Source organism: Sphingobium sp. TomMM15, assembly GCF_055397045.1.
This window is the reverse complement of the sequence record NZ_AP027315.1, coordinates 289229-315169: the sequence shown is the minus strand read 5'-3', so window position 1 is coordinate 315169 and position 25941 is coordinate 289229. Positions and strand designations below refer to the sequence as shown.

Here is a 25941-nt window from a genome sequence, read left to right as displayed (position 1 = left end):
GCCAAGGGGTGAGGATAACCCTCCGCCAGATCGCGGTATTCGAAGCCGTCGCCCGCACCGGCAGCGTGGCGGGCGCGGCCGATGAGATCGGCCTCAGCCCCTCGGCGGCGAGCATGTCGCTCAAGGACCTGGAAACCCATCTCGGCGTGCAACTGTTCGCCCGCTCCGGTCGCCGCATGCTGCTGACCGATCGGGGTCGCCCGATGCTGGAAATGGCGCGCGGCATATTGGTCCAGGTCGCGGATCTTGAATCCCTGTCCCTCCCCGAAGAAGTACGCGGGCGGCTGCGCATAGGCGCGGCGGTGCCCGTGGGCGACTATGTATTGCCCGGCCTGTGCGCCGCCTTCATGCGCCTGCACCCCGGCGTCCGCGTGGAAATGCGCATCATGCCGTCTCATGAAGTGATGGAAGGCGTGCGCAACATGGCGCTGGATGTTGGCTTCGTCGGCGCGCCGGTCAACAGCAGCTATCTGGAGGCGGAGCCATGGCTGCGCGACCGGCTGGTCGTATGCGCCGCCCCCGACCACCCCCTCGCCGGGCGTCCCACGGTGCCGCTCGCGGACCTTGGCGACCAGCCATGGGCGCTGGAAAAGACGCTCTCCAGCGAACGCATCTCCTTCACGGTTGAGACGCTCAAATCCATGAACTCGCTAAACATCGTGTTCGAAGGCGAAAGCGTCGAAGCGATCAAGCGTATCGTTCGCGACGGCGCGGTACTCGCCTGCCTGTCCAGCCTGACGGTTGCAGACGAATTGGCGCGCGGCGAACTGGTCGAACTGGCCGTCCCTGAACTGCACTTCACCCGCATCGTCAGCCTTGTGAGCCGCCGAGACACCCAGCAGCCTCAGGCCTGCCGCGCCTTCCACCAATTCGCTCGCCAATGGGGCGAACAATCGGGCGAATCAGGAAAATAGCTCCTCCAACCGCCGATCCATCAGTTTTTCTGATGCCATGCGTCGGAATTACGAATTGGTAGCATCGCCTCCAAAGGCCTAAATCAGGTCTCACACGCCCGGTAGGTGTGTTCAAGGAGAGTGATGTGAAAGCCATGATCTGCACCGCGTTCGCGCCGGTCGAAGAGTTGCAACATGGCGATTTCCCCGAGCCTCAAGCAGGGGCGGGGGAAGTGGTGATCGACGTGGCGGCCGTCGGGGTAAACTATCCCGACGTGCTGATCGTGCAGGGCAAATATCAAACCAAACCAGCCCTGCCGTTCGTCCCCGGCAGTGAAGCAGCGGGGCGCATCGCCGCCGTTGGACCTGATGTGACAGGTTTCACTGCCGGGGACCGCGTCATCGCCTTCACCGGCAGCGGCGCCTTTGCCGAGCAGGTGCGCGTCCCCGCGACGCAGGTCTGGCCGGTGCCCGACGGCGTCGATCTGGAGGTCGCGGCGGGCATCTCCATCACCTATGGCACCTCCTATCATGCGCTGAAGGACCGCGCGCAGTTGAAGCCCGGCGAAACGCTGCTGGTGCTGGGCGCGGGCGGCGGCGTGGGCCTCACCGCCGTAGAACTTGGCAAGCATATGGGCGCGCGCGTCATCGCCGCCGCCTCCAGCCCCGAAAAGCTGGCTCTGGCGAAGGCCCAGGGCGCGGACGACCTCATCGACTATGCGCAGGAGGATCTGCGCGAACGCATCAAGCAACTGACCGATGGGAAGGGCGTCGATGTCGTCTATGATCCGGTCGGCGGCCCCATGAACCTGACGGCGGTCAAAAGCCTCGCCTGGGGCGGCCGCCTGCTCATCATCGGCTTTGCGGGCGGCGAAATCCCCTCCATCCCCGCCAATCTGCTGTTGCTCAAAAGCGCGTCGGCGGTCGGCGTCCTCTGGGGCAACAGCGTCCGCGCCGATCCGGTCGCGCAGGGCGAAAACATGCACCAGCTGCTCGCCTGGCTGGCGGACGGCTCACTGAAGCCCGTCATCGACACGCGCTTTGCCCTGCCCGACGCAGTGGCCGCGCTCCAGCATCTCGAAAAACGCAAGGTGAAGGGCAAGGTGCTCCTGACCCTCCAGCCCGCATCCTGAACAGGAAATCCCCCATGTCCGAAACAGTCAGCTTCCACACCCACGGCGCGATTGCCGAAGCGGTGATCGATAACCCCCCGGTCAACGCGACCTCCGCCAGCGTGCGGCAGGGTCTTGCCGAAGCCATCCGCAAGCTGGAATCCGATCCCGGCCTCACTGCGCTCGTCATCCGCTGCGAAGGCAAGACCTTCATCGCGGGCGCGGACATCAAGGAATTTGGCAAGCCCATGGCCGATCCGGGCCTGCCGCTCGTCATGGAAATGATGGACCATTCGACCAAGCCGATCATCGCCGCCGTCCATGGCACGGTGCTGGGCGGCGGGCTGGAAGTCGCTCTCGCCTGCCATTACCGCATCGCCGCACCGGGCACGAAGTTCGGCTTTCCGGAAGTGAAGCTCGGCCTCATGCCCGGCGGCGGCGGCACGCAGCGCACGCCCCGCCTCGCTGGCCTCGCCACCGCGATCACGCTGGTGACGCAAGGCAATCCAATCGGCACGGACGACGCGCTGAAGTCCAACCTCATCGATGCCGTGGCTTCAGGCGGCGATCTCGCCGCCGAAGCACGCAGCTTTGCCGAAAAGCTGGTCGCGGAAGGGAAGGGGTCGCGCAGCTCCTCCACCCTGCCCATGCCCGCCGATGACCCGGCCTTGTTCGAAGAAGCGCGCAAGACCGTCGCCAAGAAGATGCGCGGCCAAACCGCACCCCTGCGCGCGCTGGAAGCCATGCGCCTCGGCTATGAACTGCCCTTCGACGAGGCGGTCAAACAGGAACTCGCAATCTTCCGCGAATGCATGAACGGCTCGCAGTCCAAAGCGCTGCGCCACCTCTTCGCCGCCGAACGCGAAGTCGCCCGCATCCCCGGGCTCGGGCCCGATACCCTGACCCGCAATATCGAGCGAGTGGGCGTCATCGGCCTCGGCGTCATGGGACGCGGCATCGTCATGGCGGTCGTCAGCGTCGGCATCCCCGTCATCGCCGTCGGCCTTGATCAACCGAACATCGACGCCGCGATGAGGGGCATCACCAAAATGTGGTCCTCCTCCGTCGCCAAGGGCAGCATGTCGCAGGAGACGATGGACAAGCGCCTCGCCCTCATCACCACCAGCGCCGATCCGCGCGACCTGTCGCCCACGCAATTGGTGATTGAGGCTGTGACCGAGGATCTGGAAACCAAAAAGGCCGTCTTCGCGAAATTGGGTGAGGTGACGCCCGCCGGAACCATCCTCGCCTCCAACACCAGCTTCCTCAATATCGACACGCTGGCCGAGGCGTCAGGCCGCCCCGAAGATGTCTGCGGCATGCACTTCTTCAACCCCGCCAATGTCATGCGCCTGCTGGAAAATGTCCGCGCGGCAAAGACGGACCCCGAAGTCGTCGCGACAATCATGGCGCTGGGCAAGCGCATCGGCAAATTGCCGGTCCTGTCGGGCGTATGCGACGGCTTCATCGTCAACCGCATGCTCTCCAAACGCTCGCGCGAAGGCTTCTTCCTTGTCGAGGAGGGCGCCAAGCCCGCAGCCATCGACAAGGTGCTTTTGTCCTACGGTTTCCCCATGGGTCCGTTCGCGCTCGGCGACCTTGCTGGGCTCGACGTGCAGGCCGCCGCGCGCAAGGCCCGCGCCGCCTCCGCGACGGAGCGCGAACTGCGCGCCGACTTCCCCGAACAGATGGTCGCCGCTGGACGCCTCGGGCAAAAGACCGGCTCCGGCTGGTACAGCTATGACGAAAACCGCAAGGCCAGCGCCAACCCGCTGACCGAAGAGATGATCGCAGCCCACGCTGAACGCCACGGCCTCAAACTCCGCGAAATCGGAGAGGACGAAATCCGCGAGCGACTGCTCTACGCCATGGTCAATGAAGGCGCGAAGCTGCTGAGCGAAGGCATCGTGCCCCGCCCGCATGAAATCGATGTCGCCTTGGTGAACGGCCTCGGCTGGCCCAGCTATACCGGCGGTCCCATGCACTGGGCCGACCAGATCGGCCTCGACAAGCTGCTTGCAACGATCGAAAAGTTCCGCGCCGAACAGGGCGACGCCTATTGGACCCCCGCGCCGCTGCTCGTCCAATATGCGCGTGAGGGCAGGGGCTTCTACGCATGAGCTACGAACCCAACGCAAAGACCGCTGATCTGCTCGCCCGCCTGCGCACCTTCATGGACGCGCACATCTATCCCAATGAGAAAGCCTATTATGAGGAGGTCGCGACCGGCGACCGCTGGGCGCACGTCACCCTGATCGACAGGCTCAAGTCTTTGGCGAAAGAGGCGGGCCTCTGGAACCTGTTCCTGCCCGAAAGCACCCATGGCGCGGGTCTCACCAACCTCGAATATGCGCCGCTCTGCGAAGAAATGGGCCGCGTCCACTGGTGCCCCGCCGTCTTCAACTGCGCCGCGCCCGACACCGGCAACATGGAAACGCTCGAGCGCTTCGGCACGGACGAGCATAAGGAGCGCTGGCTGAAGCCCATGCTGGCGGGCGAAATGCGCTCCGCCTTCGCCATGACGGAGCCGCAGGTCGCTTCGTCGGACGCCACCAATATCGAAAGCTCCATCGTCCGGGACGGCGATGACTATGTCATCAACGGCCGCAAATGGTGGATTTCGGGCATGGGCGAGGCGGACTGCGCGCTCATGATCTTCATGGGCAAGACTGATCCCACCGCGCCGAAGCATAAGCAGCAGTCGATGATCCTGGTCCCGCGCGACACGCCCGGCATCACCGTGCTGAGGCCGATGACGGTGTTGGGCTATGACGACGCGCCGCATGGCCACATGGAAATCCTGTTCGAAAATGTCCGCGTGCCCGCCTCCAACATGTTGCTTGGCGAAGGGCGCGGCTTTGAGATTGCGCAGGCCCGCCTTGGCCCCGGTCGCATTCATCACTGCATGCGTATGATCGGCATGGCCGAACGCGCGCTCGAAGCCATGTGCCGCCGCGTGAAGAGCCGCGTCGCCTTCGGCAAGCCGCTTGCCGAGCAGGGCGTCATCATCGAACGCATCGCCAACAGCCGTATCATGATCGATCAGGCGCGCCTGCTCACGCTCCACGCCGCGCACCGCATGGATACGGTCGGCAACAAGGTGGCGAAGGCGGACATTGCGATGATCAAGGTCGCCGCCCCCAACATGGCCTGTCAGGTCATCGATTGGGCGATGCAGGCACATGGTGCGGCGGGCATCAGCCAGGATTTCTTCCTCGCGAATTACTACGCCCACGCCCGCAAGATCCGCTTCGCCGATGGCCCGGACGAGGTCCACCGTCACCAGCTCGGCCGCCTCGAACTCGCCAAATATGACTGACGTCCGCACGCTCGACATCAGCCGCCTCGGCCCATGGCTACGCGCCCATGTGCCGGGCGCGGACGGAGAGATCAGCGCGGAAAAATTCGCAGGCGGCCAGTCCAACCCCACCTACCTTCTATCAGTGGACGGCGAACCGCGCTTCGTCCTGCGCCGCAAGCCCGATGGCGTGCTGCTCCCCTCCGCCCACGCGATCGAGCGCGAATATCGCGTGACCGATGCGCTCAAGGACAGCGCCGTCCCCGTCGCCCGCCCGCTTGCCCTGTGCGAAGATGCGGGCATAGTCGGCACCCCCTTCTTCATCATGGACTATGCGCAAGGCCGCAACTTCTGGGACGCCCGCCTGCCGGACCTGACGCCCCCCGATCGCGCTGCCATCTATGACGAAATGAACCGCGTCCTCGCCGCCCTCCACGCCATCGACCCGGCGCAAGTGGGCCTGTCCGACTATGGCAAACCCGGCAATTATTTCGCCCGTCAGGTCGTCCGCTGGACCAAACAATATCGCGCCACCCAGACACAGCAGATCGACGCGATGGAGTCCCTCATCGACTGGCTCCCCGCCAACGATCCAGGCCTCGAAGCCAGCCGCATCGTCCACGGCGACTATCGCAACGACAATATGATCTTCGCCCCTGACGAGCCCCGCATCATCGCGGTCCTCGACTGGGAATTATCCACCCTCGGCCATCCCCTAGCCGACCTCGCCCAACACCTCATGGCATGGCGCGTCCCAAAGGAAGGCTATCGCGGCCTCTCGGACGCCGACCTCCCCACACTCGGCATCCCATCCGAAGCCGACTATCTCCAGAGCTACGCCCAGCGCACCGGCGCGCAAGCCATCGACCCCGCCCATTGGCGCTATGCCCTAGCCTTCGCCATGTTCCGCAACGCCGCCATCCGCCAGGGCGTCTACCACCGCGCGATCAGCGGCAACGCGTCCAGCGAAGCCGCCGCCATCCACGGCGCGCGTGCCGGAGAAATAGCAGGCCTCGCATGGCGCATCGCCTGCGGGGAAGGGGATGCTCATCTATGACCGAAAAGCTGATTGACGTAGGCGGCTACCACCTCCGCGCCGTGGAGCAGGGGGAGGGGCCGCTGGTCCTCATGATCCACGGCTTCCCCGGCCTCGCCTGGTCATGGCGGCACCAGATGGAGCCGCTCGCCCAGGCAGGCTTCCGCGCCGTCGCCATCGACAGCCTCGGCTATGGCGGCAGCGACCGCCCCACCGATCCCGCCGCCTATGATGCCGACCATATGCAAGCCTATCTCATCGCCCTGCTCGATCATTATGAGGCGGACAAGGCAGTGATCGTCGGCCAGGATTTCGGCGCACAATATGCCTGGAACCTCGCCGTCCGCGCGCCCGAACGCGTGGCGGGCCTCATCGCCACCATCCCCTATGACTATGACATGGCCGGACGCGCCATGCTCGGCAGCGCCCCACGCCTCCCAGCCGACGCACCCGCCCGGCCAGAGGCATCCTCGCCCGACCGCCTCCCCAGCGAACGCTTCGCCGCCATGGCCGCCGAGCATTTCGTCCACTTCCACTATTTCATGGAAACAGGCCCCGCCGAACGCGAACTCGCCGACCGAGCCCCCGACTTCCTCGCCCGCCTCTTCTACGCCCTCTCATCAAAGGGCGACCTCTGGAGCTGGAAAACGGTCTCATCGATCGGCAGCGGTTATCTCGACGTCCTGCCACCCGCGCCGCCGCTCCCCTGGCCCTGGCTCTCCCAGACAGAGTTCGACCGCTTCGTCAGCGAATATGTCGATGCCGATCCGATGCTGCGCTTCATCGGCGGCCTCAACAGCTACCGCACCGCCGACGTCAACTGGCGCATCGGCCAGCAATGGGCCGACCACGACGTCGAAACGCCCACCCTGTTCCTCTATGGCGAAAAGGACCCCTCCTTCGGCTTCTTCACCGATTGGGAAGAGCGGATGCGCCAGCGAGTCCCCGGCCTGCGCGACATCATAGCCGTGCCGGAAGCAGGCCATTTCGTGCAACAGGAACAGCCCGCCGCCTTCAACAAGGCGCTAATCGACTTCGCCCGCTCGGTGACCCAATGACCGGCCGCTGGCCCATCGGCGGCCATCTCGGCCTCAGCTCCCCCGACCGCCCGATGCTCGCGCATCTCGCCCGCTCTACCAATTCTCTCGACCAGATCGACGCGCTCGCCGACCACGGCTTTAGCGGCGTGCAGGACCTGTTCATGATGCTGCGGCCCGAGGCTGAGCAAGTCGCGATGGCCGACCGGATGGCGAGCCGCGGCCTTGTCCTCTCCAGCTTCAGCGACCTAAAATATTGGAACCAGCCCGTCTGGAGCGCCGAAGATGAAACTGGCCTAGAACATCTACGCAGCAGCGTGGACCTCAGCATCGAGATCGCCACTCGCTTCAACGGCGGCGGCGTCGTCTGCGTGGCTGGCCTCGACAACCAGCGCCCCCGCAAGGCGCAACTCGACGCCATGACGGAAAATCTGAAGCGCCATGCCGAACAGGCCGCACGCAGCGGATTGACGCTGCTCGTCGAACCCATCGCCGCCAGCCGTATCCCCGGCCTCCTGCTCGACCAGCTGGAGGACGCGGTGGAGATGGTGCGCACCGTCGCCATGCCGTCGGTCCGCCTGCTGTTCGACACCGGCCATGTCGCGATGATGGGCCATGACGTGCCTTCCTCCTTCGCCTCCTGCGCCAAGGAGACCGGCCTTATCCAGTTCGCCGACGTGCCCAATCGCGTCGACCCAGGCCTCGGAGAACTGGACTGGCCCGCGATCCTCCAAGCCATTGGCGGCTATGACGGTATGATCGAACTTGAGTTCGAACCCGCCGACCCGACCGCGACCGGCGAAACCCAGATGCTCGACCGCCTGAAAGCGCTCGGCATCTTCTGACCGGCAGCCCAAAGCCAGTACCAATGTCCTGATCTGCTCCTTATGACGCATTTTGCTCCTTCCCGGCAATAGGCCACCGATCACCGATTTGGTAAAAGGCGGCAACGAAGATCAGGAGAGTCTGCCTCGATGAGAGTGGTTGCCAATCTTGCCCAATGTCAGGGGCACGCCCGATGCGAAGACCTGTGCCCGGAGGTGTTTTCCACCGACGCGGTGGAGGGTAAAGTCGTCATAGAACAACCCGAATTTCCCCCGGAGCTTGAGGAAAAAGTCCGGCTAGCCGTGCGCAACTGCCCCGAAGGCGCGCTCCGCATCGCAAAGGGACCGGCGGCATGACCGTCACTTATTTCCCCGCCGCGCCAACCCATGTCCCCGAAGACCTGATCCGCGACTTCGACTTTTTCGACATGCCCGCCGACGTGTCCGATCCGGTGCAGATCTGGCATGGCCTTATCCAAAAGGGTGCGCCGCCCATCTTCTACACGCCGCGCAATGGTGGGCACTGGGTATTCCTGCGCTACGCCGACATTGCCGAAGCCTATCGCAATCACGAGATTTTCTCGACGCACAAGGCGCAGATTCCCCCGCTGGAACCCTATCCAATTCTTCAGCCCAACGGCGTCGATCCGCCACAACATGACGTGTTCCGCAAATTGCTGGCACCCATGTTCACGCCGCTCGCCGTCCGCCGGATGACCGACGGCCTGCAAAGCCGCGCCGAAAGGCTCATCTCCGGTTTCGCCGGGAACGGCGGGTGCGATTTCGTCAAGGATTATGCCGCCAAATTCCCGACCGGCACGTTCCTGGAGCTGTTCGGCCTGCCGGAAGAGCGCCTGCCCGAATTCCTGCGCATCTCCGACACCTTCTTCCGCAGCACCGACCCGGACATTCGCGCCGCAAACCTGCTGGAAATCTATGACGTGCTGGAAGAACTCTTCCGAGAGAAGGAGCGCAATCCCGGCAGCGACATAGCCTCTACCGTCGTGCAGTCGCGCGACGCGGACGGCAATCCCTTCCCTTGGCAAGAAATCATCAATTGCGGCTTCCTGCTCTTCGTCGCGGGGCTCGACACGGTCACCAACACCATGACCTATGTCTGGCGCTACCTCGCGACGTCACCGGACGCGCGGCAGAAATTCCGCGACCGACTGGACGATCCATCCGCATTCCTCCTCGCGATTGAGGAACTGATGCGGATCAACGCGGTCTCGAACATTTACCGCCGCGTCACCCATGATTGCGAGTATAAGGGCGTGCAGTTCCGCCGTAACGATCGGGTTGTCCTGCCCAACACAGTGGCCAATCGCGACCCGCGCACGTTCAGCGACCCGCAGACCATCGACCTCGATCGCAAGGTCAATAACCATGTCACCTTCGGCCTCGGGCCGCACCGCTGCATCGGGTCGCACCTCGCCAAGCGGGAAATCATGATCTCGCTACAGGAATGGCTGCGGCAAATTCCCGAATTCGAACTGGACCCGGATCAGGACGCCGAATCCGTCTTCGGCGGCCCGGTCATGGGCTTTACCTCGCTCAAACTGCGCTGGTGAGGAAGGGCGCGGAGGGCTGCGCATCAGCCCTCCGCGCCCCTCAATCCATCAAAGCCGCCGACCGCTGCCGATATTCGCGCGGCGACAATCCCGTCGCCCGCCGAAACGCCCGCGCAAAGCTATTCCCGTGCGAAAATCCGGCTTGCTCCGCGACCTGCTTTATCGGCACATCACCACGCGCCAGCAGCAGCTTCGACTGCTCGATACGATAGGTTTCAATATAGTCCGAAATGGTCTTGCCGGTCAGCGCCAGGAATTGCCGATGCAAATGCCGCGTGCTGATCCCGCACAGCGCCGCAAGTTCGGCAACGCCGGGCATGGGCGCACCCGCCTCAATCCGCTCGCGAATACGGCGGAATTGCCATGGGGCAAGGCGGCTCGCTGTCGCAGCACTCGCCGCCTGTTGGAACACCCGCCCCAATTCCACCCGCACCAGCTGGAAAAACGCCTCCATCGCCTCGGCTGATCGATCCAGCGGATTGATCAACTCCCGATGCGCCAGCCGCATCAGGCTGCGCAGCGCATCGTTGCGGATATTCAGCAGCCCTTGCAGGAATGGCAGCGAAGGTTCGCCCGAGCCGATAATCGCCGCGCCATGCGGCTCATCAAAAACGCACCGGATCACGCGGATTTGCTTGCCTTCCGACCGCCCACCGACCGCGATGCCCGGATGACGGACGAACAGCGCCCCCATGAAGCAGCGACGCTCGGGATCAATGTCCGGAAAATAGGCCGACGCATCCGCCGCCATCGGCGGCAGCGACATTTCCAGCATCAACTGCTGTTGCGTCTGCTCGAAACTCACCATGTCGGGCCAGTGCCATTCCACCAGCTCGAATCGCCCGCCCGACACAGGGCAGGATTCGATGATCGTGGCGGTGAAGTCGATCTCGCTCATTGTTGATTCAGGACCACTTTTCCCCGTTCGCCCTGAGCCTGTCGAAGGGCTTCACTTCTTTTAAGGAAGAATAAGGCTTCGACAAGCTCAGCCCGAACGGAGGTAGGTTATATCCCTCCCCTCACCGCATCAACACCCGCCAGGCCCCAGGCGGCCGCCCAGTCTCGCGCCTGAAGGCAGCGCAAAAAGACGGCGCCCCCGCATAGCCCAACGCCCGCGCAACCTCCTCAATCGACCCTTTATCCTCCGTCAGCATCGCCTTAGCCCGATCAATACGCCGCCGCCGGATCGCCGCACCCGGACTGATCCCCGTCGAGTGATGGAAACATCGTATAAAATGATCCCTGCTGATCCCGCACCGCTCCGCCATCGCATCGATCGACGGTGCAGGACCGGGCGCATCGATCATCGCCAGCGCCACCCGCAACGCCCGCGCGGAAAGCCCGCCGCGCCGCCGCCCCGCGCGCTCCGCCGCTTGAGCGAGAAACCGCCGCAAATCGAGCAGGATCAGCGACACCAGAGCCTCTCCAATATCCGCGCTGTCACTTCCGGGATGCTCGACCTCTGCCGCCAGCCGCAGCATCGCCTCCTCAATGGGCGGCGCATGCATGTCGAAACAGGCGCTCAGCGTCGCATCGTCAAAACCGATCCCCGCCAGCGCTGGCGCTATCCGCCGATCCTCAAAGCGAATGCGGAGGGTATCGAACGCGCCCTGCGCGACATGAAACTCCATCGGCACCCCAGCCGGCCGCAGCGCCAGCGCCCCCATGCGCGCGAACGGACGGCGCGGATCACCCGCCTTCCGCCCCTCCGACCCAGTCAGCAGCCGCGAAAGGCCCAGCATCAAAACCGACTGCGGCTCGACCATCTGCACCGTCTCCTCCCGGACTTCCGGGAAGGCGCAAATCTCGACCACCGCGCCATCGAGCCCAAGCGACCGCCGCACAATGTCGGCGCTCTGCCGCGCCTGCCGGATCGATATGGCATCCATCACCGTCACTTATCATAAAGCGTGAAATATTACGAGATCATGCGAAAATCATGCGGCATTCTCCCGACGCTCCTTGAGCCCGCTCTCCCGCACCGGATAGCAATAAAGCCAAGGAGAGTGCCGTCATGAATCGCCCGACCGGACCCATCGTCCCCGCCACCAACGCAATCGCGCAGGAAGAAGCCCGCTGGCAACAGGAAACGCGCGGCCCCGCCATCGAAGGGCGCCCAGAACGCCGCGACCCCTTCCTCACGCAGGCGCTAAAATGGCCGATCAAGCCGCTCTACACGCCCGCCGACCTCGACGCGGTGGGCTTCGACTATAGCGCCGACCTCGGCTTCCCCGGCGAATATCCCTACACCCGCTCGACCCGCCCCAACGGTCACCGCACCGATTTCTGGACGATGACCCAGGTAACCGGCTTCGGCAAAGGCGAGGATTGGGCAAAGCGCGCCCGCTACATGCTCGACCAGGGTCTCTCCGGCCTCATCCTCGAATATGACCTCGCCACCACCAACGGCTATGACAGCGACGATCCCATCGTAGAGGGCGAAGTCGGCCGCGCGGGCATGGCGCTCGACAGCCTGGAAGACCTCGAAAAAGCCTTCGATCTGCCGTTCGACAAGCTCAAATATCTGATGAGCGTCTGCAACGCGCCGCAGCCGGTCAACCTGGCCATGATCATCGCCGCGCTGGAAAAGAAGGGCGTCGATCCGCAAGACTTCGTGCTTCACATAGTGAACGGCATATTGATCGAATATACCTGCGTCGGCCGCTACATATACCCGCCTGAACATGGATTGCGGATCGCGACCGACTGCATTGAATATATCATCCGCAACCATCCCAATTGGGCGCCGATCTCGATCATCTCCGCCCAACTCCAGCCCGCCAAGGCGAACCCGGTGCAGGAGATTGCCTATTCGCTCGCCATCGCCTGCGCCCATATCGACGCGGTGCTGGAGCGCGGGCTCGATATCGACATGGTCGCGCCCTACATCAATCACTTCGTCGTCAACGTCGACATGGATTTCTTCGAAGGCGTCTGCAAGCTGCGCGCCTTTCGCAAATGCTGGGCGCGGCTGATGAAGGAACGCTATGGCGCGACGAAGCCGGAGGCGCTGAAAATCCGCATGATGACCTCGCCCACCACCATCGCGCTCACCCTCCAGCAGCCGCTCAACAATATCGCCCGCCTCGGCATCATGGCGACCGCCTGCGCGCTGGGCGGGGCAGGGGAGGCGATGACCACCCCTCTCTATGACGAAGCCCACGCGCTCCCGGCCGAAAACGCCATCCGCGTCGGCGCCGCGATCCAGCATATCGTCGCCCACGAAACCGGCGTCGCCGAAACCATCGACCCCCTCGCAGGCTCCTACTATGTCGAGACCCTGACCAAGCAGATGGAGGACGCCGCCTTCGCCGAGATGGACAAGATCTTCGCCATGGGCGGCGCGCTGAAAGCCATCGAGACCGGTTATATCCAGCGCGCGCTCGGCCGCGAACAATATGAGCGCAACAAGGACGTAGAGGAGGGCCGCCGCAAATGGGTCGGCGTCAACCACCTCACTCGCGAGGATGAGGAGCGCGAAATCGAAATCTTCCGCCTCGACGATGCGATGGAGGAAGAGCAGATCCGCAAGGTCCGCGACCTGCGCGCCCGCCGCGACCAGCCCGCCGTCGACGCAGCCCTCGAGAAAGTCCGCGAAGCCGCCCGCACCGGCGCCAACATGGTCCCCCCCTGCCTCGAGGCGGTAAAGCTCTACGCCACGCACGGCGAAATCTGCAACGCGATGCGCGACGTCTTCGGCGTCCACAGCGCCGACAGCCAGTTGATGGGGATTTGACGCGTATGACCACATTCAAGCGCCCCCTGCGCGTCCTGCTCGCCAAGCTCGGCATGGACACGCACACCGTCGGCGTCACCGTCATCGGCCACGCCCTGCGCGAAGCGGGCATGGAGGTCATCTTCACCGGCCTCAAGCAAACCCCCGAAATGGTCTGCGCCGCCGCCGTGCAGGAGGATGTCGACGTCGTCGGCATCTCCACCCTGTCCGCCGGTCACACCCGTAGCCTGCCCAAGCTCGCCCGCCTGCTCCGCGAAGCAGGCGCGGGCGACAAGCTGCTGGTCGCGGGCGGCGTCATCCCCGAAGAGGACAAGCCGATCCTCGAAGACGCAGGCGTCGATCGCATCTTCACCATGGGTTCCGACACGCGCGACATCGTCGCCTATCTCGAAAGCTGGTGGGCGCAGCGACTGGCGGAGGACGCCGCCTGATGCCGCAGGGCGCGGCTGACATAGCCGACCGCCTTCTCGCCGGAGAAGTCGCGGCAGGCGCACGCGCCATCCGCTGGCTGGATGATCGCGACCCGCGCGGCGCGCAAGTGCTGGCCGCCATCTACCCGCACACCGGCCGCGCCCAGCTGGTCGGCGTCACCGGCCCGCCCGGCGCTGGCAAGTCCACGCTCACCGACACGCTGGTCACCGAATGGCGCAAGCGGGGCCAGCGCGTCGCCGTCATCGCCGTCGATCCGTCCAGCCCCTTCACCGGCGGCGCGATCCTCGGCGACCGCGTCCGCATGAGCCGCCACGCGCTCGACCCCGGCGTCTTCATCCGCTCCCTCGGCACGCGTGGGCAAGCGGGCGGCCTGTCCCGCTCCACCCATGATGCGTGCCTCGTCTTCGACGCCATGGGCTATGACATCGTCCTGGTCGAAACCGTGGGAGTAGGTCAGGACGAGATCGACGTCGTCAACCTCGCCCACACCACGGTCATCGTCGCCGTGCCGGGCCTGGGCGACGAGATCCAGGCGGTAAAGGCGGGCCTCATGGAAGCAGGCGACATCTTCGTCGTCAATAAAGCCGACCGCGACGGCTATGACGCCACCCACCGCCAGATGGAATTGATGCTCCACCTGCGCGCCCAAACCGTCACGGACCAGCGCTGGGACGTGCCAGTACTACGCGCCGTCGCCGCAAGAGGGGAGGGGGCGGACGCCATCGCCGACGCCATCGCCACCCATCGCGACTTCCTGCAAGAACATGGGGATTTCACGGCGCGCAGCCGCCTGCGCGCGAGGGAACAGGTCTTCTCGCTAGTCCGCGACGCCCTCGCATCCCGTGCAATGGCGCTATGCGGCGAGACCATACTCGATCAGGTCGAAACGCGGCAGCTTGATCCCTACGCCGCCGCAGAGCAGATTGTCGCAGCCCTTCCCGACAAGAGTGCCCCCGCATGACCAAGTCCATCTGCGCTCTGGCCCACAAGCCGGGCACCACTCGCGAAGATTTCCAGCGTTACTATGAGGAGCATCACGCTCCGCTGGCGATCAGCTATTTCCCCTTCTCTGCCTACGCCCGCAACCACGTCACCGGGGCGCAGTTATTCCGCTGGGACACGATCAGCGAATTCTGGGCCGATGACATAGAGGCAGCGGCGGCACTCATGGCCGGGCCGGTCGGAAAGATCATGGCGGCTGATGAGGAACGCTTCATGAACCGGCCCCTCATCGCCTCGGCTGGGGTCGAAGAAGTCATCCTTTCCCCCGGAGACCCCGCCGGAACCGACGGCCGCCGAACCGCCTTGCTCGTTCAAAATGCCTCCGAAGGCGTCGATCTGCGCTTAACGGTGATGAAGTGGGCGGAGGGATTCGCCAAGGACATGCCCGGCGTTTCGATCGATTTTACGACCAACTGGACCGACCTCGCCTTTCCGGCAAAGGCCGTCCTGTGGCTGCCGGGTTGGCAAGCCCAGGCCGCCATTCCGTACGGTCTTTCCACTCAAGCGCTGCTGGTCCGCCATGTCGCAACTCCGGCCGCGCAGTTGCCGGGCGGCCATTCCGCCTCTCGTTAGGCGCTAAGATTGCCGGTGTGCAAATGTGCAACAGCGTAGATATAAACGTCAGATAATACGCAGATTGACGCAATCACCCTTGATGTAAGCGATAATTGCGACTAACGGAGCTGCATCGGACATGTTTATCCATGTTCGGGGTCAACAGGCGCTTTTTCCCGTGTGGCGCATGCAGATAACGATAAAGACCGGGACTGTTGACTAAGAGCAGCATGTGTTTGGGAGGATGTATGAAGTCCATATTGCTTGCGGGCGTTACCGCAATTTTGGTGCCGTTTTCGGTTTCGGCGAACGCTCAGGAACAAAGCGCCGCGCAGGAACCATCGACCACTCTCGGTGACATCGTCGTAACTGCGCGCCGTTCCGCGGAAACGCTGCAGAACGTCCCTGTCGCCGTTACCGCGCTCAGCGGCGACTTCATCGAACGGCAGAACATCTCTGACCCGACCGATGTCCCCAATTTCGCGCCGAACATCACGATCGAACAGCAGCCGTCCAGCCTTTCGGCCGCGACCATCTACATTCGCGGCATCGGCAACAACGAACCTTCGGCCGTGTCCGAACAGGGCGTTGGCGTCTATCTCGACGGCGTTTACCTCGCCCGTGCCGCCGGTGCCGTGTTCGACCTTATCGATCTGGAGCGGATCGAAGTGCTGCGCGGTCCCCAGGGCACGCTGTTCGGCCGCAACACCATCGGCGGCGCGCTCCAGCTGATCACGAAAAAGCCCGCCAACGACATGCATGTCACCGCGAAGGCGGGCTACGGCCGCTTCAACGAATGGTATGCCCGCGCGCGTCTGGACACTGGCTATATTCTGGGCGACGTTTTGAAGGCGTCGATCGCCTATCAGCATCGCCAGGGCGACGGCTATGTGAACAACACGCTCACCCCGGCCTCGCAGGACCCCGGCTCACTGAATGCTGACTCGGTTGCCATCGGTTTGCAGGCGGATCTGGGCGACCTGACGGTCAATTACAGCTTCGACTACGACAATCGCAAGGGCACGCCTGCCTTCTTCCAGATCGTGGCGGCCACGCCGACCGCGCAGGACTATTATTCGCAGTCGCCCAGCTTCGGCGGCGCGCCCTTCCTCGTCAGCCCCGATCGCCAAGGCACGGTTCAGCAGGCGGGCTTCACCGACCGCAACGGCAACTTCCGCTATGGCAGCAAGACGCGCGTTCAGGGCCACGGGTTGACCCTTAGCTATGAAGCTATCCCTGAGCTTACGGTCAAGTCGATCACCGGCTACCGGAAGTTCTTCCAGGACACGATCCTGAACTTGTCGGGCAATGGCGTGCTGCGCGGGCCAGTAATCGACTTCAACTCACCCACGCTTGTATCTGTTCAGGATGTTGTCCCCTATACCGGCAACAATGCCCCGCAGAAGCAGTGGCAGTTCAGCCAGGAATTCCAGGCGCTCGGCAAGGTCGGCGACCTCAGCTACCTGCTCGGCATGTATTATTTCTACGAAAAGTCGTCGGAATATAACCAGCAGGCTCTGACGATTTTGGCGCCGGTGGCTGCGCTTGATTTCTACGGCCTTCCGGCCGGTACCGCGGCAGCCGTGGCGGCGGCCAATCCGGGCCTCGCGACCGTCGGCATCAACGCCACCCCCGTTCAGGCATTCGGCGGCACGTCACAGTCGATGGCCCTGTTCGGCCAGGTTAGCTGGAAGCCGTCCTCGCTCGACGACAAGCTGGAAGTCACGTTGGGCGGCCGCCATACCGCCGACGACAAGACCATCTATCTGGCCGGTGACGTCTTCCCCGTGCAGCGTGGCCGCCGCAGCTTCGACAACTTCTCCTGGCTGGCATCGGTCAGCTATGAGGTGATGGACGATGTCATGGTCTATGGCCGTGTCTCGACCGGCTATCGCTCGGGCGGCATCAACCCGCGCGGCGGCAGCATCAACGGCTTCGATCCTGAAAAGGCGACGTCTTATGAAGCAGGCTTCAAGTCGCAATGGTTCGACAACCGCCTGCGCCTGAACGTCGCTGGCTATATCACCGACTATAACGATCTTCAGGTCCAGCAGTTCGCCGCGGGCAGCGGCGGTGCCACCTCGCTGATCGTCAACGCGGGCAAGGTGCGTCTGTCGGGCTTCGAAGCGGAACTGACGGCGGCTCCCTTCCGGGGCTTCCAGATCGACGGCTCGGTCGGTTATGTGAAACATGACTATAAGACCTTCCTCTTCCGCGATCCGGGCACCAACACGGTGGTCGATGTCGCTGACGAGGCACGGCCGCTCTACACGCCAAAGTGGAACGTCCATGTCGGCGCTGAATATTCGCACCCGATCGGCGGCGGTGACACGCTTGTCCGTCTGCGTGGCGACTATTCCTATCGCACGAAGATCTACTTCAACGCGCTCGACAACACGGCGCCGTTCAACGAACAGATCGTTTCGCCCAGCCAGACCAACGTAAAGGCGCGTCTGTCTGTCGAAGGCTTCGACCTTGGCGGCGGCAAGCTCGACGTGGGCATCTGGGGCGACAATCTGCTGAACCAGAAGCGGCTGGTCTATGGCATCGACTTCGGCGCCCTGGGCTTCGCCGGTGCGACGTTCAACAAGCCGACCTCCTACGGCGTGGATGCCAAGATCGCCTTCTGATCAGACCTCAAAATCCTCCCCGCGCGAAGCGTGGGGAGGGGGACCAGCCGTAGGCTGGTGGAGGGGAAAATGGCACAACCTGTGAGATTTCCCCTCCACCCTTCGCTTCGCGAACGGTCCCCCTCCCCATCTCACGATGGGGAGGATTAATGACCGCACTTCGCTCTAACTAATCGTCGATCCGCCATCCACCGCGATGCACTGACCACTGATCCACTCACCGTCCCGGCTCGCCAACAACGCGACCATCGCCGCGATATCCTCCACCAGCCCAAGGCGCGGAGACCGCCCTTCCTCCAGCACCTGCTGCTGGAAATCCGTCGGCATCGTGGCGCGAAGCTCGGGCGTGATCACCAACCCCGGCATGATGGCATTGGCGCGAATACCCTGCTTGCCCCAGCCGCTGGCGACATGGCGCACCAGCGCGTTGATCCCGGCCTTCGCCATCGCGTAGCAGGGGCGCACCGGCTCCCCCGCGATCGCCGCGCCCGATGAGGTATAGATCATGGCCCCGCCGCCGCGCTCCAGCAGCTTGGGCAGGGCATGGCGCGTGATCCGCATCATGCCCTTCAAATTGACATCCAATGTGCGCTCCATCACCTCGTCGGTCACGGTCAGCGCGTTGGTGTCGGAAAACAGGATTTGCAGGTCGGCGAAATTGGCATGTACCGCGTCGATCCCGCCATATGTCTTCGCGGCCATATCGATCAGCGCCGCAATCGACGCGTCATCGGTCGCATCGAACGCGCATCCGGTCGCGCGGCTGCCCATCGCGGCGACCTCATCGACCAGGCTGTCGATCTTGTCCTTGTGATTGCCGGGCGCCGCGACGATCAGGGTCGCGCCCTCCGCCGCCAGCCGTAAAGCGGTCCCCCGCCCGATGCCGGTGGACGCGCCCGCAACGACGACGACCTTGTCCACCAGACGGCGGCAACCCATGGCCAAATCCGCGCTCATCCTGCCTCTCCTATTTTATTTCTATCCGTGATGAACTCGCCTCAGCGGTTACTCATCCCCTGCCACCCAAGCCCCAGCGCCTTCTGCACATTGATAAAGCTGACCGTCAGCCCCGCCGCCGCCTGAACCCTCGCCTGCGAAGCCGCCAAGACCAGACGACGTTGCTTCAAATAATCTATTCCTGAAATCGTCCCCGCCTGACTCCGTTGCCGCGCAAGCTCCGCTCCCATTGCCGCCTGCCGTTCGGCCCGCGCCAGATCGGACAGGCTCTCACGCTGCCGCTGAAAACGCGCCAGCGAACCCTCGGCATCCTGCAACGCGTTCAGCACCGCCGCGCGATAATCCGCCGCCGCTTCATCCCGCTGCGCCTCCGCCGCATCGATCCGCGCGCGGGCTTTTCCGAAATCCAGGAAAGACCAGCTGATGCGCGGCACCGCCGCCACCGTGAACTTGTCCAGATCGACCAAATCCTCCGGCGACGACCCGCCAAGCCCGACAAGCCCCAGAAAACTGATGTGCGGAAAGCGCGCCGCATCCGCCACGCCGATCCGTGCGGTCTGGGCGGCCAGCTTGCGTTCCGCCGCGCGTATATCGGGGCGGCGCTGCAACAGGGCGGCCGGATCACTCACCGCGACCTCCGCAGGGGGCAGCGGCAGAGCGGCCGACGGGTCGAGCAAGCCGTCCAATGTCCCGGGAACAGCGCCGGTCAGCACCGCCAGCTTGTCCTTCAGCGCGTCGATATCGGCCCGCATCGGCGCCAACTGCGCGCGCGCTCGATCCCGGTCGGACTCCTGTTGCAGCAACTCGCCTCGCGCAATCGTGCCCCGTTCAAAACGTTGCCGGGTGAGGGCGACCTCCTCATCCTGCAAAGCCAACGCCTCGACAACCAGGGACAGGCGCTGCTGCCGATCGCGCAGCTCGACATAGCTTTGCGCAACCTCCGCCGACAGGCTGACGCGGGCGTCGTCCAGCCCCGCCTCGCTCGCCGCGACATCGGCCCGCGTCGCCTCGACGGCGCGGCGGCTGCCGCCGAAAAGATCCAGTTCCCAACTTGCGTCGAAACCGACATTGTACAGGTCGAGCGTGGTGGCGCTCCCATCCTCCGACTGTCCGGGCAAGCGCGCCTTGGCATAGATGACTGAGCCGTTGACCGTTGGCAGCTCTTCCGCCCTCTTTTGGCGCAGGGCCGCGCGCGCCTGCCGAATGCGCGCCGCTGCCGCATCGAGGCGCGGATTCCCGGCCAGCGCCTGATCCATCAACTGGTTCAGCACCGGATCGCCAAGGCTCGTCCACCATGGCGCGGCCGCTTCCACTGACCCGGACCCGGCGTCTCCCCGGACGAAATGCGACAGTGGGGCAGGGGCCACGTCCGCAGGGCCGCGATAGTTGGGGCCAGCGGTGCAGGCCGTGGTCAGGAGCAAGGCAAAGGCAAAGGCGGATCGGTTACGCATCGACAATCTCAATGGGCGGCCACTGGTGCGGCATGCTGTGGCAGCGGGCGAAGGAAGAAGACGAGCGGCGCGGTGCACAGGATGGCGATGATCAGCATCCAGAACAGGTCGATAAAGGTCATGGTGAGCGCCTGCGTCTGAATGCCCTGTTCGATTACGCGCAATGCCGCATCGCGGCCGCCCAGCGCGAGCGCCTGCGCATCGACATAATGTTGAAGATCAAGGCCATTGGCCGCCAGATTCTCCTCCATCCTGCGCGCATGAAGCCACAGCCGCTGGTCCTGCACCACCGCGATGCCCGCCAGCGCGAAGGAGCCGCCCAGATTGCGCGCGGCGTTGTAGAGGCCTGACGCATCGGCTGCCAAAGACATGGGCACGGAACGGATTGCCGCCTGGTTCAGGAACATCATGACGCAAATGGTGCCGACGCCGCGCATCAACTGGGAATCGACGAAATCGGCGCCCGTGGACACCGACGTCAACGATGTTTCCATATAGGTGCTCAGGATCAGCAGGACCAATCCGATCAGGACCGAAAGATGGATCGGCACGGTGCGGATCGCCCATGGCATGAACGGCATCATCAGCACCATCGGTACGCCCGACAGCAGCACGATCTGCCCCGACTGAAGCGCGTTATAGCCTGCGATCAGCGTCAGGAATTGCGGGATCACATAGGATGTGCCGTAAATCACCATGCCGATCATCATCGCCATGATGAACACAGCGCCAAACTGCCGGTCCAGCAGCAGCCGCAGCCGGATCACCGGCCGTTTGGCCAGCAACTGCCCGGCCAGCAGCATGGCGAATCCCGCCACGGCCGTGATGGTCAGCCATATGATCGTCGATGACTCGAACCATTGCTCCCGCTCGCCTTCCTCCAGCACGACGGTAAGCCCGCCCAGCCCCAGGATAAGGCCGAACACGCCCAGCCAGTCCGCCTCGCCGATAAGGTCAAGGCGCGGCCGCTCATAGGGAAGCGCGACCAGCAGCAGAAGCAGCAGAGCGATCCCGACCGGCAGGTTGAGGAAGAAGGCATAATGCCAACTGATATTCTCGGTCAGCCAGCCCCCCAGCACCGGCCCCATGATAGGCCCCAGGATCGCCGTGGCCCCGAACAGGGAATTACCCACAGCTTGCTGATGGCGCGGCAATCGCGTCGCGATGATGGTCATCGCCGTGGGGATCAGCGCCCCGCCCGTAATGCCCTGACCGATCCGCCCCCCGATCATGACCGGCAATGTCTGCGCCATGCCGCAGATCATCGAAAATCCCACGAAACCCACGGTGGCGATCAGGAGGAAATTGCGCAGGCCCAGAAGCCGCTGCAACCAGCCCGCCAAGGGAATGATGATGATTTCCGCGACGATGAACGACGTCGCGATCCAGGTTCCTTCCGTACCGCTCGCGCCGATTTCGCCCTGGATGATCGGCAGGGCGGAATTGACGATGGAAATGTCGAGCATCGCCATCATCGCGCCCAGCGTGCCAGCCGCCACCGCGAGCCAGTCCGCGACGCTTGCGCGCTCGGCTGTCTCAGGCAGCGCTGCGGTCACTTGGCGGCTTCCGACCGGACCTGCTTGCTATTCTTCAGCCGTTCCACTTCTTCGCGGGCCGATCGGGTATCGACCGAAACCTCCACCGACATGCCGGGCAGCAACAGCTTCTTGATCGTCGGGTCGGCATCTATGGCGATGCGCACAGGCACGCGCTGCACGATCTTGGTGAAGTTGCCCGTCGCATTTTGCGGAGGCAGCAGCGAAAATTGCGCTCCAGTGCCGGGCGCAAGGCTGGCGACATGGCCATGCAGCGTCACCCCCGGCAGAGCGTCCACATCGATCTCCGCCGGTTGCCCCTGACGCATCAGGCCCAGCTGCGTTTCCTTGAAATTCGCTTCCAGATAAAGCTGCTCCACCGGCACGACCGACATCAGGCGCAGGCCGGGCTGTACGAATTGGCCGATGCGCGCCGAAAGATCGCCCACCCGTCCCGCCACGCTGGCGCGTATCACCATGTCCCGGACGTTGCGCTGCGCCGCGTCCAGCTGAGCCCGAGCGCTCTGGCCTTGCGCTTTCGCCTGCGCGATCTGGGCGCGCAGGCTGGCGATCCGCCGCTCCGCGCCCTGCGTCGATGCTTTCTGCGCCGCCACATCCTGCGCCGCCTGCGCCGCCTGGGTGCGAAGCGTCGCCAGCTTTTCAGCGGGTTCCGCGCCACTCGCCGCGAGCGGACTGTATCGCGCAACTTCGGACGCTGCGTACCGCGCCTTCGTCTCCGCCGCCGCCAGCATCGCGCGCGCCTGCTCGATCGCCGCTTCCTGTTCCCCGATCAGCGCTTCCGCATTGGCGGCGTTCGCCTGCGCCAGGTTGATCTGCGCCTGCCCCTGCGCCGCCTGTGCCGGATAATCGGGCGCTTCGATCCGCAACAATGGCTGACCGGGCTTCACATCCTGATTTTCATGGACCAGCACTTCACTGACGTAACCGGACACCCGCGCCGAAACGGTGACGCTGTCGGCCTGCAAATAGGCGTCCTGCGTGCTTTGCTGATATTTGCCGTACAGCTCGTATCGGGCAAACCAGAACGCACCGGCTATAAGAACAACCACGCCCGCAATGCCCAGAACCAGGCCCAGCCTCCGCCGCTTCGGGCGGCTTGCCCCTTCGCCAATCGCATCGTCGGGGAGGGGTTCTGCATCGACCGCATCGGCCAACGACCCCTTTGGCTCACTCATAGAAATCCTACCGTCTAGGCTTCGAAGCGATGACTTAAAGTTTGCCGCAGGCGGAAGGCAAGTTTTTTCCGACGCGGAATCGGAAATGAAATTATGTCAGCAGAAGGATGACGCTGAATCCCACTAGCGCGGACAGGCCGCTGGCCAGGCACAGCAATCGAAATGGACAGAGCAGAAATACCGAGCTGTCAGGTTCCATCCTCTTCCCCATTTTTTTGGCGGGGTTGGATGGTTTATAGGCGATTTACGACCCATCGCCAAATCATTTGGACGGCCAGTCGCCCTGTCGCGAAAACAGCAGACAGGCTCTTTTGCGCCTTCCTTATAGGATGGAGGGCGGCTATTCCGCTCACTTGACGATAATATGCCGGCAACCGCCCGGTAATGGAGAGATAGATGTCGCAGCCATTGCTCGACCGGATTGCACTACATGATCTGGTCATGCGCTACTGCCGTGGATGTGATCGCCGCGACTTCGCCTTGGTGCGAACGCTGTATCATGATGACGCGATCGACGATCACGGGGCAATGTTTCAGGGAGGTCCCGACGACTTCGTTGCCTGGCTACCCGAAATCACCGCGCATTGGGACCTCACTCGCCACAATATTACGAACAGCCTGTTCGTGATCGATGGCGACCATGCCGAAGGTGAACATTATGTGGAGGCATGGCACCGGACCCACGGGCCGGGCGCAAAGCTGTTCATCGCCCTTGGCCGCTATCTCGATCGATATGAACGGCGGGATGGCGAATGGAAATTCATATGTCGCAGCCTGGTGTTCGATCATGGATCGATCGTGCCGGTTGATGAAGAGGCTTTTGAACGCATGAGCAAGGACGCACCCAATGGCCGCGCGGATCGGGATGATCCCTCCTTCCGATATCCCCTGCTGGCGGGGTTGAGCGCATGAGGGCCGCGGTCTGGGATGGACAGTCGCTATTCGTCAGCGACCAGTTGACGCTTCGCCCTGTCGGTCCGGGCGAGGTGCGCGTCCGCGTGCTGCGGTCGGGCATCTGTCATAGCGACATCGCGATGCTGACCCCGCATCTGCCTAACTTGCCGGTCGTCCTGGGCCATGAAGCGGCCGGAGAGATTGCGGAGCTGGGTGCTGGCGTCGAAGGCTGGGCCGTGGGCGATCATGTCTGCGTGGGTACGCAAACGCCTTGCGGAAAGTGCCGTGAGTGCCAGCGTGGCGAACCGCATAATTGCGACATTAATTGGGGCTTTGCGCCGGGCTTCCCCTTCACGCTGGATGGAAAGCCCGTTGCGTCCTTTGCCAACGTCTCCTCCTTCGCTAGCGAAATCGTGGTGAAGGCATCGCAGCTGTTCGCCATCGATGACCTGCCGTTGGACCAAGGCGCGCTGATCGGGTGCGCGGTATCGACCGGTGTCTGCGCCGCCCGCGTTCTGGGCCGCGTGCGCGCCGGGGACACCGTGGCCATTTTTGGTGTCGGCGGCATCGGCGTCAACGCCATTCAGGGCGCCGCCCGGAACGGCGCCCATGTAATCGCTGTCGACGCCAATCCCGCGAAGGAAGCGACGGCGCGGCAATTCGGCGCGACCGACTTTGTCCTCGCAGACCCCACACAGGACAGCGAAACGGCCGCCGCCGCTTTGGCTGGCAAATATGGCCCTATCGATGTGGTGGTGGAATGCAGCGGCGCGGTCGGCGCGATCAATACCGCCTTGCGCTGCACGAAGCGCGGGGGACGCGTGGTGCTGATCGGCATGTCACGCCCCGGCGCGGAAGCGGCGCTCCCGCTCGGCAGCTTCGTCATGGGCGGCGAGGTGATCGCGACAATGAACGGCGGCGCGGTGCCCGACCGCGATTATCCCGAACTCATCGCACAGGCGCGGGACGGCCGGTTGAACATCGCCGACCAGATCAGCGGCATCTGGCCGCTCGATCAGATCAACGATGCCATCGCCGCGCTGAAGGCGGGGGAAGTGACCCGCGCCGTCATCGACCACGAAATGTGATTGAGGGGCATCCTACTCCCTTCCGTCACCCCGGGCTCGACCCGGGGTCCCGCTTCTTTTCCGACGCTGCTGAGGTAGCGGGACCCCGGATCAAGTCCGGGGTGACGATCATTCAAACCCGACCATGCTTTAGGATGTGTGGGGATTCAGTTCAGGGCGAGGCGAAAATGGTGAATTTCGAGAACCGGCGCGCAGCGTACTTCAGTACGTGAGCACCGGAAGCGCAGAAAGTCGCCATTTGCAGGCCGTCATGGGCTGAATCCCCACACATCCTAGGCGTTCAGCATCTGTAGCAACTCAACCCTGTGGCCTTGGGGGTCGAGGATATAGGCCATCTGCAAACCATGTTCGGGTACGTCGGTCGCACCGAGTTCGATCGTCGCACCGGCGGCGGTCGCAACCGCCAGGGTCGCGTGAAGATCATCCACCACGAACCCCGTTGTCGCCTCTCCGGTGGCGGGGCAATTCCGGTTGGGATAGCTGACCAGAATGAAGTTGGGCGCGGGCGGCTGAGCGCCAGCAGTCTTGAGGATCACCTCGTTCATCAACGCTTCGCCTTCGCCAAGATTGATATACCCCACCACCTCAAGGCCGAACAGCTGAGTGTAGAAGCGTTCGGCAGCGGCAAGATCCTTAACGATGATCTTGGTGAAACTGAAGGCTAATGCCGTCATTCCTCAACCCCTTTCATGTT

General features: G+C 63.7%; 23 protein-coding genes. 16 read left to right on the top strand and 7 right to left on the bottom strand.

All coding sequences use genetic code 11. The features are described from left to right. Positions 1 to 8: 8 nt before the first annotated feature. From ACZ51H_RS14250 to ACZ51H_RS14210, 9 genes are all read left to right on the top strand, one after another. Positions 9 to 914 carry a LysR substrate-binding domain-containing protein gene (locus tag ACZ51H_RS14250; RefSeq protein ID WP_464803373.1) on the top strand — a complete coding sequence of 302 codons (906 nt, stop codon included), beginning with the start codon at positions 9 to 11 and terminating at the stop codon, positions 912 to 914. Positions 915 to 1039: 125 nt separating this feature from the next. Continuing rightward, positions 1040 to 2026 carry an NADPH:quinone oxidoreductase family protein gene (locus ACZ51H_RS14245; RefSeq protein WP_464772674.1) on the top strand — a complete coding sequence of 329 codons (987 nt, stop codon included), beginning with the start codon at positions 1040 to 1042 and terminating at the stop codon, positions 2024 to 2026. 14 nt (positions 2027 to 2040) lie between these two features. Beyond that, the gene (locus ACZ51H_RS14240; protein ID WP_464803372.1) at positions 2041 to 4125 is read left to right on the top strand and encodes a 3-hydroxyacyl-CoA dehydrogenase NAD-binding domain-containing protein; all 2085 of its coding nucleotides are present in this window, start codon (positions 2041 to 2043) and stop codon (positions 4123 to 4125) included. Next, positions 4122 to 5324: an acyl-CoA dehydrogenase family protein gene (locus ACZ51H_RS14235; RefSeq protein ID WP_464803371.1), complete on the top strand. Its 1203-nt coding sequence runs from the start codon at positions 4122 to 4124 to the stop codon at positions 5322 to 5324. The genes ACZ51H_RS14240 and ACZ51H_RS14235 overlap by 4 nt, the downstream gene beginning before the upstream one ends. After that, positions 5317 to 6360 carry a phosphotransferase family protein gene (locus ACZ51H_RS14230; RefSeq protein WP_464803370.1) on the top strand — a complete coding sequence of 348 codons (1044 nt, stop codon included), beginning with the start codon at positions 5317 to 5319 and terminating at the stop codon, positions 6358 to 6360. The genes ACZ51H_RS14235 and ACZ51H_RS14230 overlap by 8 nt, the downstream gene beginning before the upstream one ends. After that, positions 6357 to 7397 (top strand): alpha/beta fold hydrolase, encoded by a 1041-nt coding sequence (locus ACZ51H_RS14225; RefSeq protein ID WP_464803369.1) that lies wholly within the window; start codon positions 6357 to 6359, stop codon positions 7395 to 7397. The genes ACZ51H_RS14230 and ACZ51H_RS14225 overlap by 4 nt, the downstream gene beginning before the upstream one ends. Continuing rightward, the gene (locus ACZ51H_RS14220) at positions 7394 to 8221 is read left to right on the top strand and encodes a TIM barrel protein (protein WP_464803368.1); all 828 of its coding nucleotides are present in this window, start codon (positions 7394 to 7396) and stop codon (positions 8219 to 8221) included. Before ACZ51H_RS14225 ends, ACZ51H_RS14220 begins: the two co-directional genes overlap by 4 nt. Before the next feature lie 129 nt (positions 8222 to 8350). Continuing rightward, positions 8351 to 8557: a ferredoxin gene (locus tag ACZ51H_RS14215; protein ID WP_460988689.1), complete on the top strand. Its 207-nt coding sequence runs from the start codon at positions 8351 to 8353 to the stop codon at positions 8555 to 8557. Beyond that, positions 8554 to 9771, top strand: coding sequence for a cytochrome P450 (locus ACZ51H_RS14210; protein WP_464803367.1), 1218 nt, complete (start codon positions 8554 to 8556; stop codon positions 9769 to 9771). Before ACZ51H_RS14215 ends, ACZ51H_RS14210 begins: the two co-directional genes overlap by 4 nt. Before the next feature lie 40 nt (positions 9772 to 9811). Here the strand turns inward: ACZ51H_RS14210 and ACZ51H_RS14205 are convergent, their stop codons facing one another. Further along, the gene (locus ACZ51H_RS14205) at positions 9812 to 10669 is read right to left on the bottom strand and encodes a helix-turn-helix transcriptional regulator (RefSeq protein ID WP_464803366.1); all 858 of its coding nucleotides are present in this window, start codon (positions 10667 to 10669) and stop codon (positions 9812 to 9814) included. A gap of 121 nt (positions 10670 to 10790) precedes the next feature. Next, positions 10791 to 11660, bottom strand: coding sequence for a helix-turn-helix domain-containing protein (locus ACZ51H_RS14200; RefSeq protein WP_464803365.1), 870 nt, complete (start codon positions 11658 to 11660; stop codon positions 10791 to 10793). A 125-nt stretch (positions 11661 to 11785) separates the two neighbouring features. On the opposite strand from ACZ51H_RS14200, the gene ACZ51H_RS14195 reads away from it, so the two are divergent. The 5 genes from ACZ51H_RS14195 (at position 11786) to ACZ51H_RS14175 (ending at position 18126) form a co-directional block, all read left to right on the top strand. Next, positions 11786 to 13507, top strand: a complete 1722-nt coding sequence (locus ACZ51H_RS14195; RefSeq protein ID WP_464803364.1) for a methylmalonyl-CoA mutase family protein — start codon at positions 11786 to 11788, stop codon at positions 13505 to 13507. A gap of 5 nt (positions 13508 to 13512) precedes the next feature. Continuing rightward, positions 13513 to 13938, top strand: a complete 426-nt coding sequence (locus ACZ51H_RS14190) for a cobalamin B12-binding domain-containing protein (protein ID WP_460988696.1) — start codon at positions 13513 to 13515, stop codon at positions 13936 to 13938. Further along, positions 13938 to 14900: a methylmalonyl Co-A mutase-associated GTPase MeaB gene (gene meaB / locus ACZ51H_RS14185; protein WP_464803363.1), complete on the top strand. Its 963-nt coding sequence runs from the start codon at positions 13938 to 13940 to the stop codon at positions 14898 to 14900. The genes ACZ51H_RS14190 and meaB overlap by 1 nt, the downstream gene beginning before the upstream one ends. Continuing rightward, positions 14897 to 15514: an EthD domain-containing protein gene (locus ACZ51H_RS14180; RefSeq protein ID WP_464803362.1), complete on the top strand. Its 618-nt coding sequence runs from the start codon at positions 14897 to 14899 to the stop codon at positions 15512 to 15514. Before meaB ends, ACZ51H_RS14180 begins: the two co-directional genes overlap by 4 nt. 230 nt (positions 15515 to 15744) lie before the next feature. Next, positions 15745 to 18126 (top strand): TonB-dependent receptor, encoded by a 2382-nt coding sequence (locus ACZ51H_RS14175; protein ID WP_464803361.1) that lies wholly within the window; start codon positions 15745 to 15747, stop codon positions 18124 to 18126. A gap of 165 nt (positions 18127 to 18291) precedes the next feature. On the opposite strand, the gene ACZ51H_RS14170 is transcribed toward ACZ51H_RS14175, so the two are convergent. From ACZ51H_RS14170 to ACZ51H_RS14155, 4 genes are read right to left on the bottom strand one after another with little or no spacing between them, the layout of a single operon-like run. Then, positions 18292 to 19083 carry an SDR family NAD(P)-dependent oxidoreductase gene (locus tag ACZ51H_RS14170; protein WP_464772685.1) on the bottom strand — a complete coding sequence of 264 codons (792 nt, stop codon included), beginning with the start codon at positions 19081 to 19083 and terminating at the stop codon, positions 18292 to 18294. Positions 19084 to 19124: 41 nt separating this feature from the next. Then, complete coding sequence (locus ACZ51H_RS14165) at positions 19125 to 20534, bottom strand: efflux transporter outer membrane subunit (protein WP_464803360.1); 1410 nt, start codon at positions 20532 to 20534, stop codon at positions 19125 to 19127. Positions 20535 to 20542: 8 nt separating this feature from the next. Next, positions 20543 to 22090 carry an MDR family MFS transporter gene (locus ACZ51H_RS14160; protein WP_464803359.1) on the bottom strand — a complete coding sequence of 516 codons (1548 nt, stop codon included), beginning with the start codon at positions 22088 to 22090 and terminating at the stop codon, positions 20543 to 20545. After that, complete coding sequence (locus tag ACZ51H_RS14155) at positions 22087 to 23265, bottom strand: HlyD family secretion protein (RefSeq protein WP_464803358.1); 1179 nt, start codon at positions 23263 to 23265, stop codon at positions 22087 to 22089. The genes ACZ51H_RS14160 and ACZ51H_RS14155 overlap by 4 nt, the downstream gene beginning before the upstream one ends. 396 nt (positions 23266 to 23661) lie before the next feature. Here ACZ51H_RS14155 and ACZ51H_RS14150 point away from each other — a divergent pair, with 396 nt between their 5' ends. Then, positions 23662 to 24177 carry a nuclear transport factor 2 family protein gene (locus ACZ51H_RS14150; protein WP_464803357.1) on the top strand — a complete coding sequence of 172 codons (516 nt, stop codon included), beginning with the start codon at positions 23662 to 23664 and terminating at the stop codon, positions 24175 to 24177. Beyond that, positions 24174 to 25247 carry an alcohol dehydrogenase catalytic domain-containing protein gene (locus ACZ51H_RS14145; RefSeq protein ID WP_460988714.1) on the top strand — a complete coding sequence of 358 codons (1074 nt, stop codon included), beginning with the start codon at positions 24174 to 24176 and terminating at the stop codon, positions 25245 to 25247. The genes ACZ51H_RS14150 and ACZ51H_RS14145 overlap by 4 nt, the downstream gene beginning before the upstream one ends. Before the next feature lie 272 nt (positions 25248 to 25519). On the opposite strand, the gene ACZ51H_RS14140 is transcribed toward ACZ51H_RS14145, so the two are convergent. Further along, on the bottom strand, positions 25520 to 25921 hold the full coding sequence (locus ACZ51H_RS14140; RefSeq protein ID WP_460988716.1) for a VOC family protein: 402 nt from the start codon (positions 25919 to 25921) through the stop codon (positions 25520 to 25522). Positions 25922 to 25941 lie beyond the last annotated feature (20 nt).

What these genes read in the sequence shown, in the direction of transcription:
- ACZ51H_RS14225 (WP_464803369.1), top strand. Translation starts at nt 6,357, where the DNA reads ATGACCGAAAAGCTGATTGACGTAGGCGGCTACCACCTCCGCGCCGTG.
- ACZ51H_RS14155 (WP_464803358.1), bottom strand. Translation starts at nt 23,265, where the DNA reads ATGAGTGAGCCAAAGGGGTCGTTGGCCGATGCGGTCGATGCAGAACCC.
- ACZ51H_RS14175 (WP_464803361.1), top strand. Translation starts at nt 15,745, where the DNA reads ATGAAGTCCATATTGCTTGCGGGCGTTACCGCAATTTTGGTGCCGTTT.
- ACZ51H_RS14145 (WP_460988714.1), top strand. Translation starts at nt 24,174, where the DNA reads ATGAGGGCCGCGGTCTGGGATGGACAGTCGCTATTCGTCAGCGACCAG.
- ACZ51H_RS14230 (WP_464803370.1), top strand. Translation starts at nt 5,317, where the DNA reads ATGACTGACGTCCGCACGCTCGACATCAGCCGCCTCGGCCCATGGCTA.
- ACZ51H_RS14215 (WP_460988689.1), top strand. Translation starts at nt 8,351, where the DNA reads ATGAGAGTGGTTGCCAATCTTGCCCAATGTCAGGGGCACGCCCGATGC.
- ACZ51H_RS14170 (WP_464772685.1), bottom strand. Translation starts at nt 19,083, where the DNA reads ATGAGCGCGGATTTGGCCATGGGTTGCCGCCGTCTGGTGGACAAGGTC.
- ACZ51H_RS14235 (WP_464803371.1), top strand. Translation starts at nt 4,122, where the DNA reads ATGAGCTACGAACCCAACGCAAAGACCGCTGATCTGCTCGCCCGCCTG.
- ACZ51H_RS14220 (WP_464803368.1), top strand. Translation starts at nt 7,394, where the DNA reads ATGACCGGCCGCTGGCCCATCGGCGGCCATCTCGGCCTCAGCTCCCCC.
- ACZ51H_RS14140 (WP_460988716.1), bottom strand. Translation starts at nt 25,921, where the DNA reads ATGACGGCATTAGCCTTCAGTTTCACCAAGATCATCGTTAAGGATCTT.
- meaB (WP_464803363.1), top strand. Translation starts at nt 13,938, where the DNA reads ATGCCGCAGGGCGCGGCTGACATAGCCGACCGCCTTCTCGCCGGAGAA.
- ACZ51H_RS14210 (WP_464803367.1), top strand. Translation starts at nt 8,554, where the DNA reads ATGACCGTCACTTATTTCCCCGCCGCGCCAACCCATGTCCCCGAAGAC.
- ACZ51H_RS14165 (WP_464803360.1), bottom strand. Translation starts at nt 20,534, where the DNA reads ATGCGTAACCGATCCGCCTTTGCCTTTGCCTTGCTCCTGACCACGGCC.
- ACZ51H_RS14200 (WP_464803365.1), bottom strand. Translation starts at nt 11,660, where the DNA reads ATGGATGCCATATCGATCCGGCAGGCGCGGCAGAGCGCCGACATTGTG.
- ACZ51H_RS14195 (WP_464803364.1), top strand. Translation starts at nt 11,786, where the DNA reads ATGAATCGCCCGACCGGACCCATCGTCCCCGCCACCAACGCAATCGCG.
- ACZ51H_RS14205 (WP_464803366.1), bottom strand. Translation starts at nt 10,669, where the DNA reads ATGAGCGAGATCGACTTCACCGCCACGATCATCGAATCCTGCCCTGTG.
- ACZ51H_RS14150 (WP_464803357.1), top strand. Translation starts at nt 23,662, where the DNA reads ATGTCGCAGCCATTGCTCGACCGGATTGCACTACATGATCTGGTCATG.
- ACZ51H_RS14190 (WP_460988696.1), top strand. Translation starts at nt 13,513, where the DNA reads ATGACCACATTCAAGCGCCCCCTGCGCGTCCTGCTCGCCAAGCTCGGC.
- ACZ51H_RS14180 (WP_464803362.1), top strand. Translation starts at nt 14,897, where the DNA reads ATGACCAAGTCCATCTGCGCTCTGGCCCACAAGCCGGGCACCACTCGC.
- ACZ51H_RS14240 (WP_464803372.1), top strand. Translation starts at nt 2,041, where the DNA reads ATGTCCGAAACAGTCAGCTTCCACACCCACGGCGCGATTGCCGAAGCG.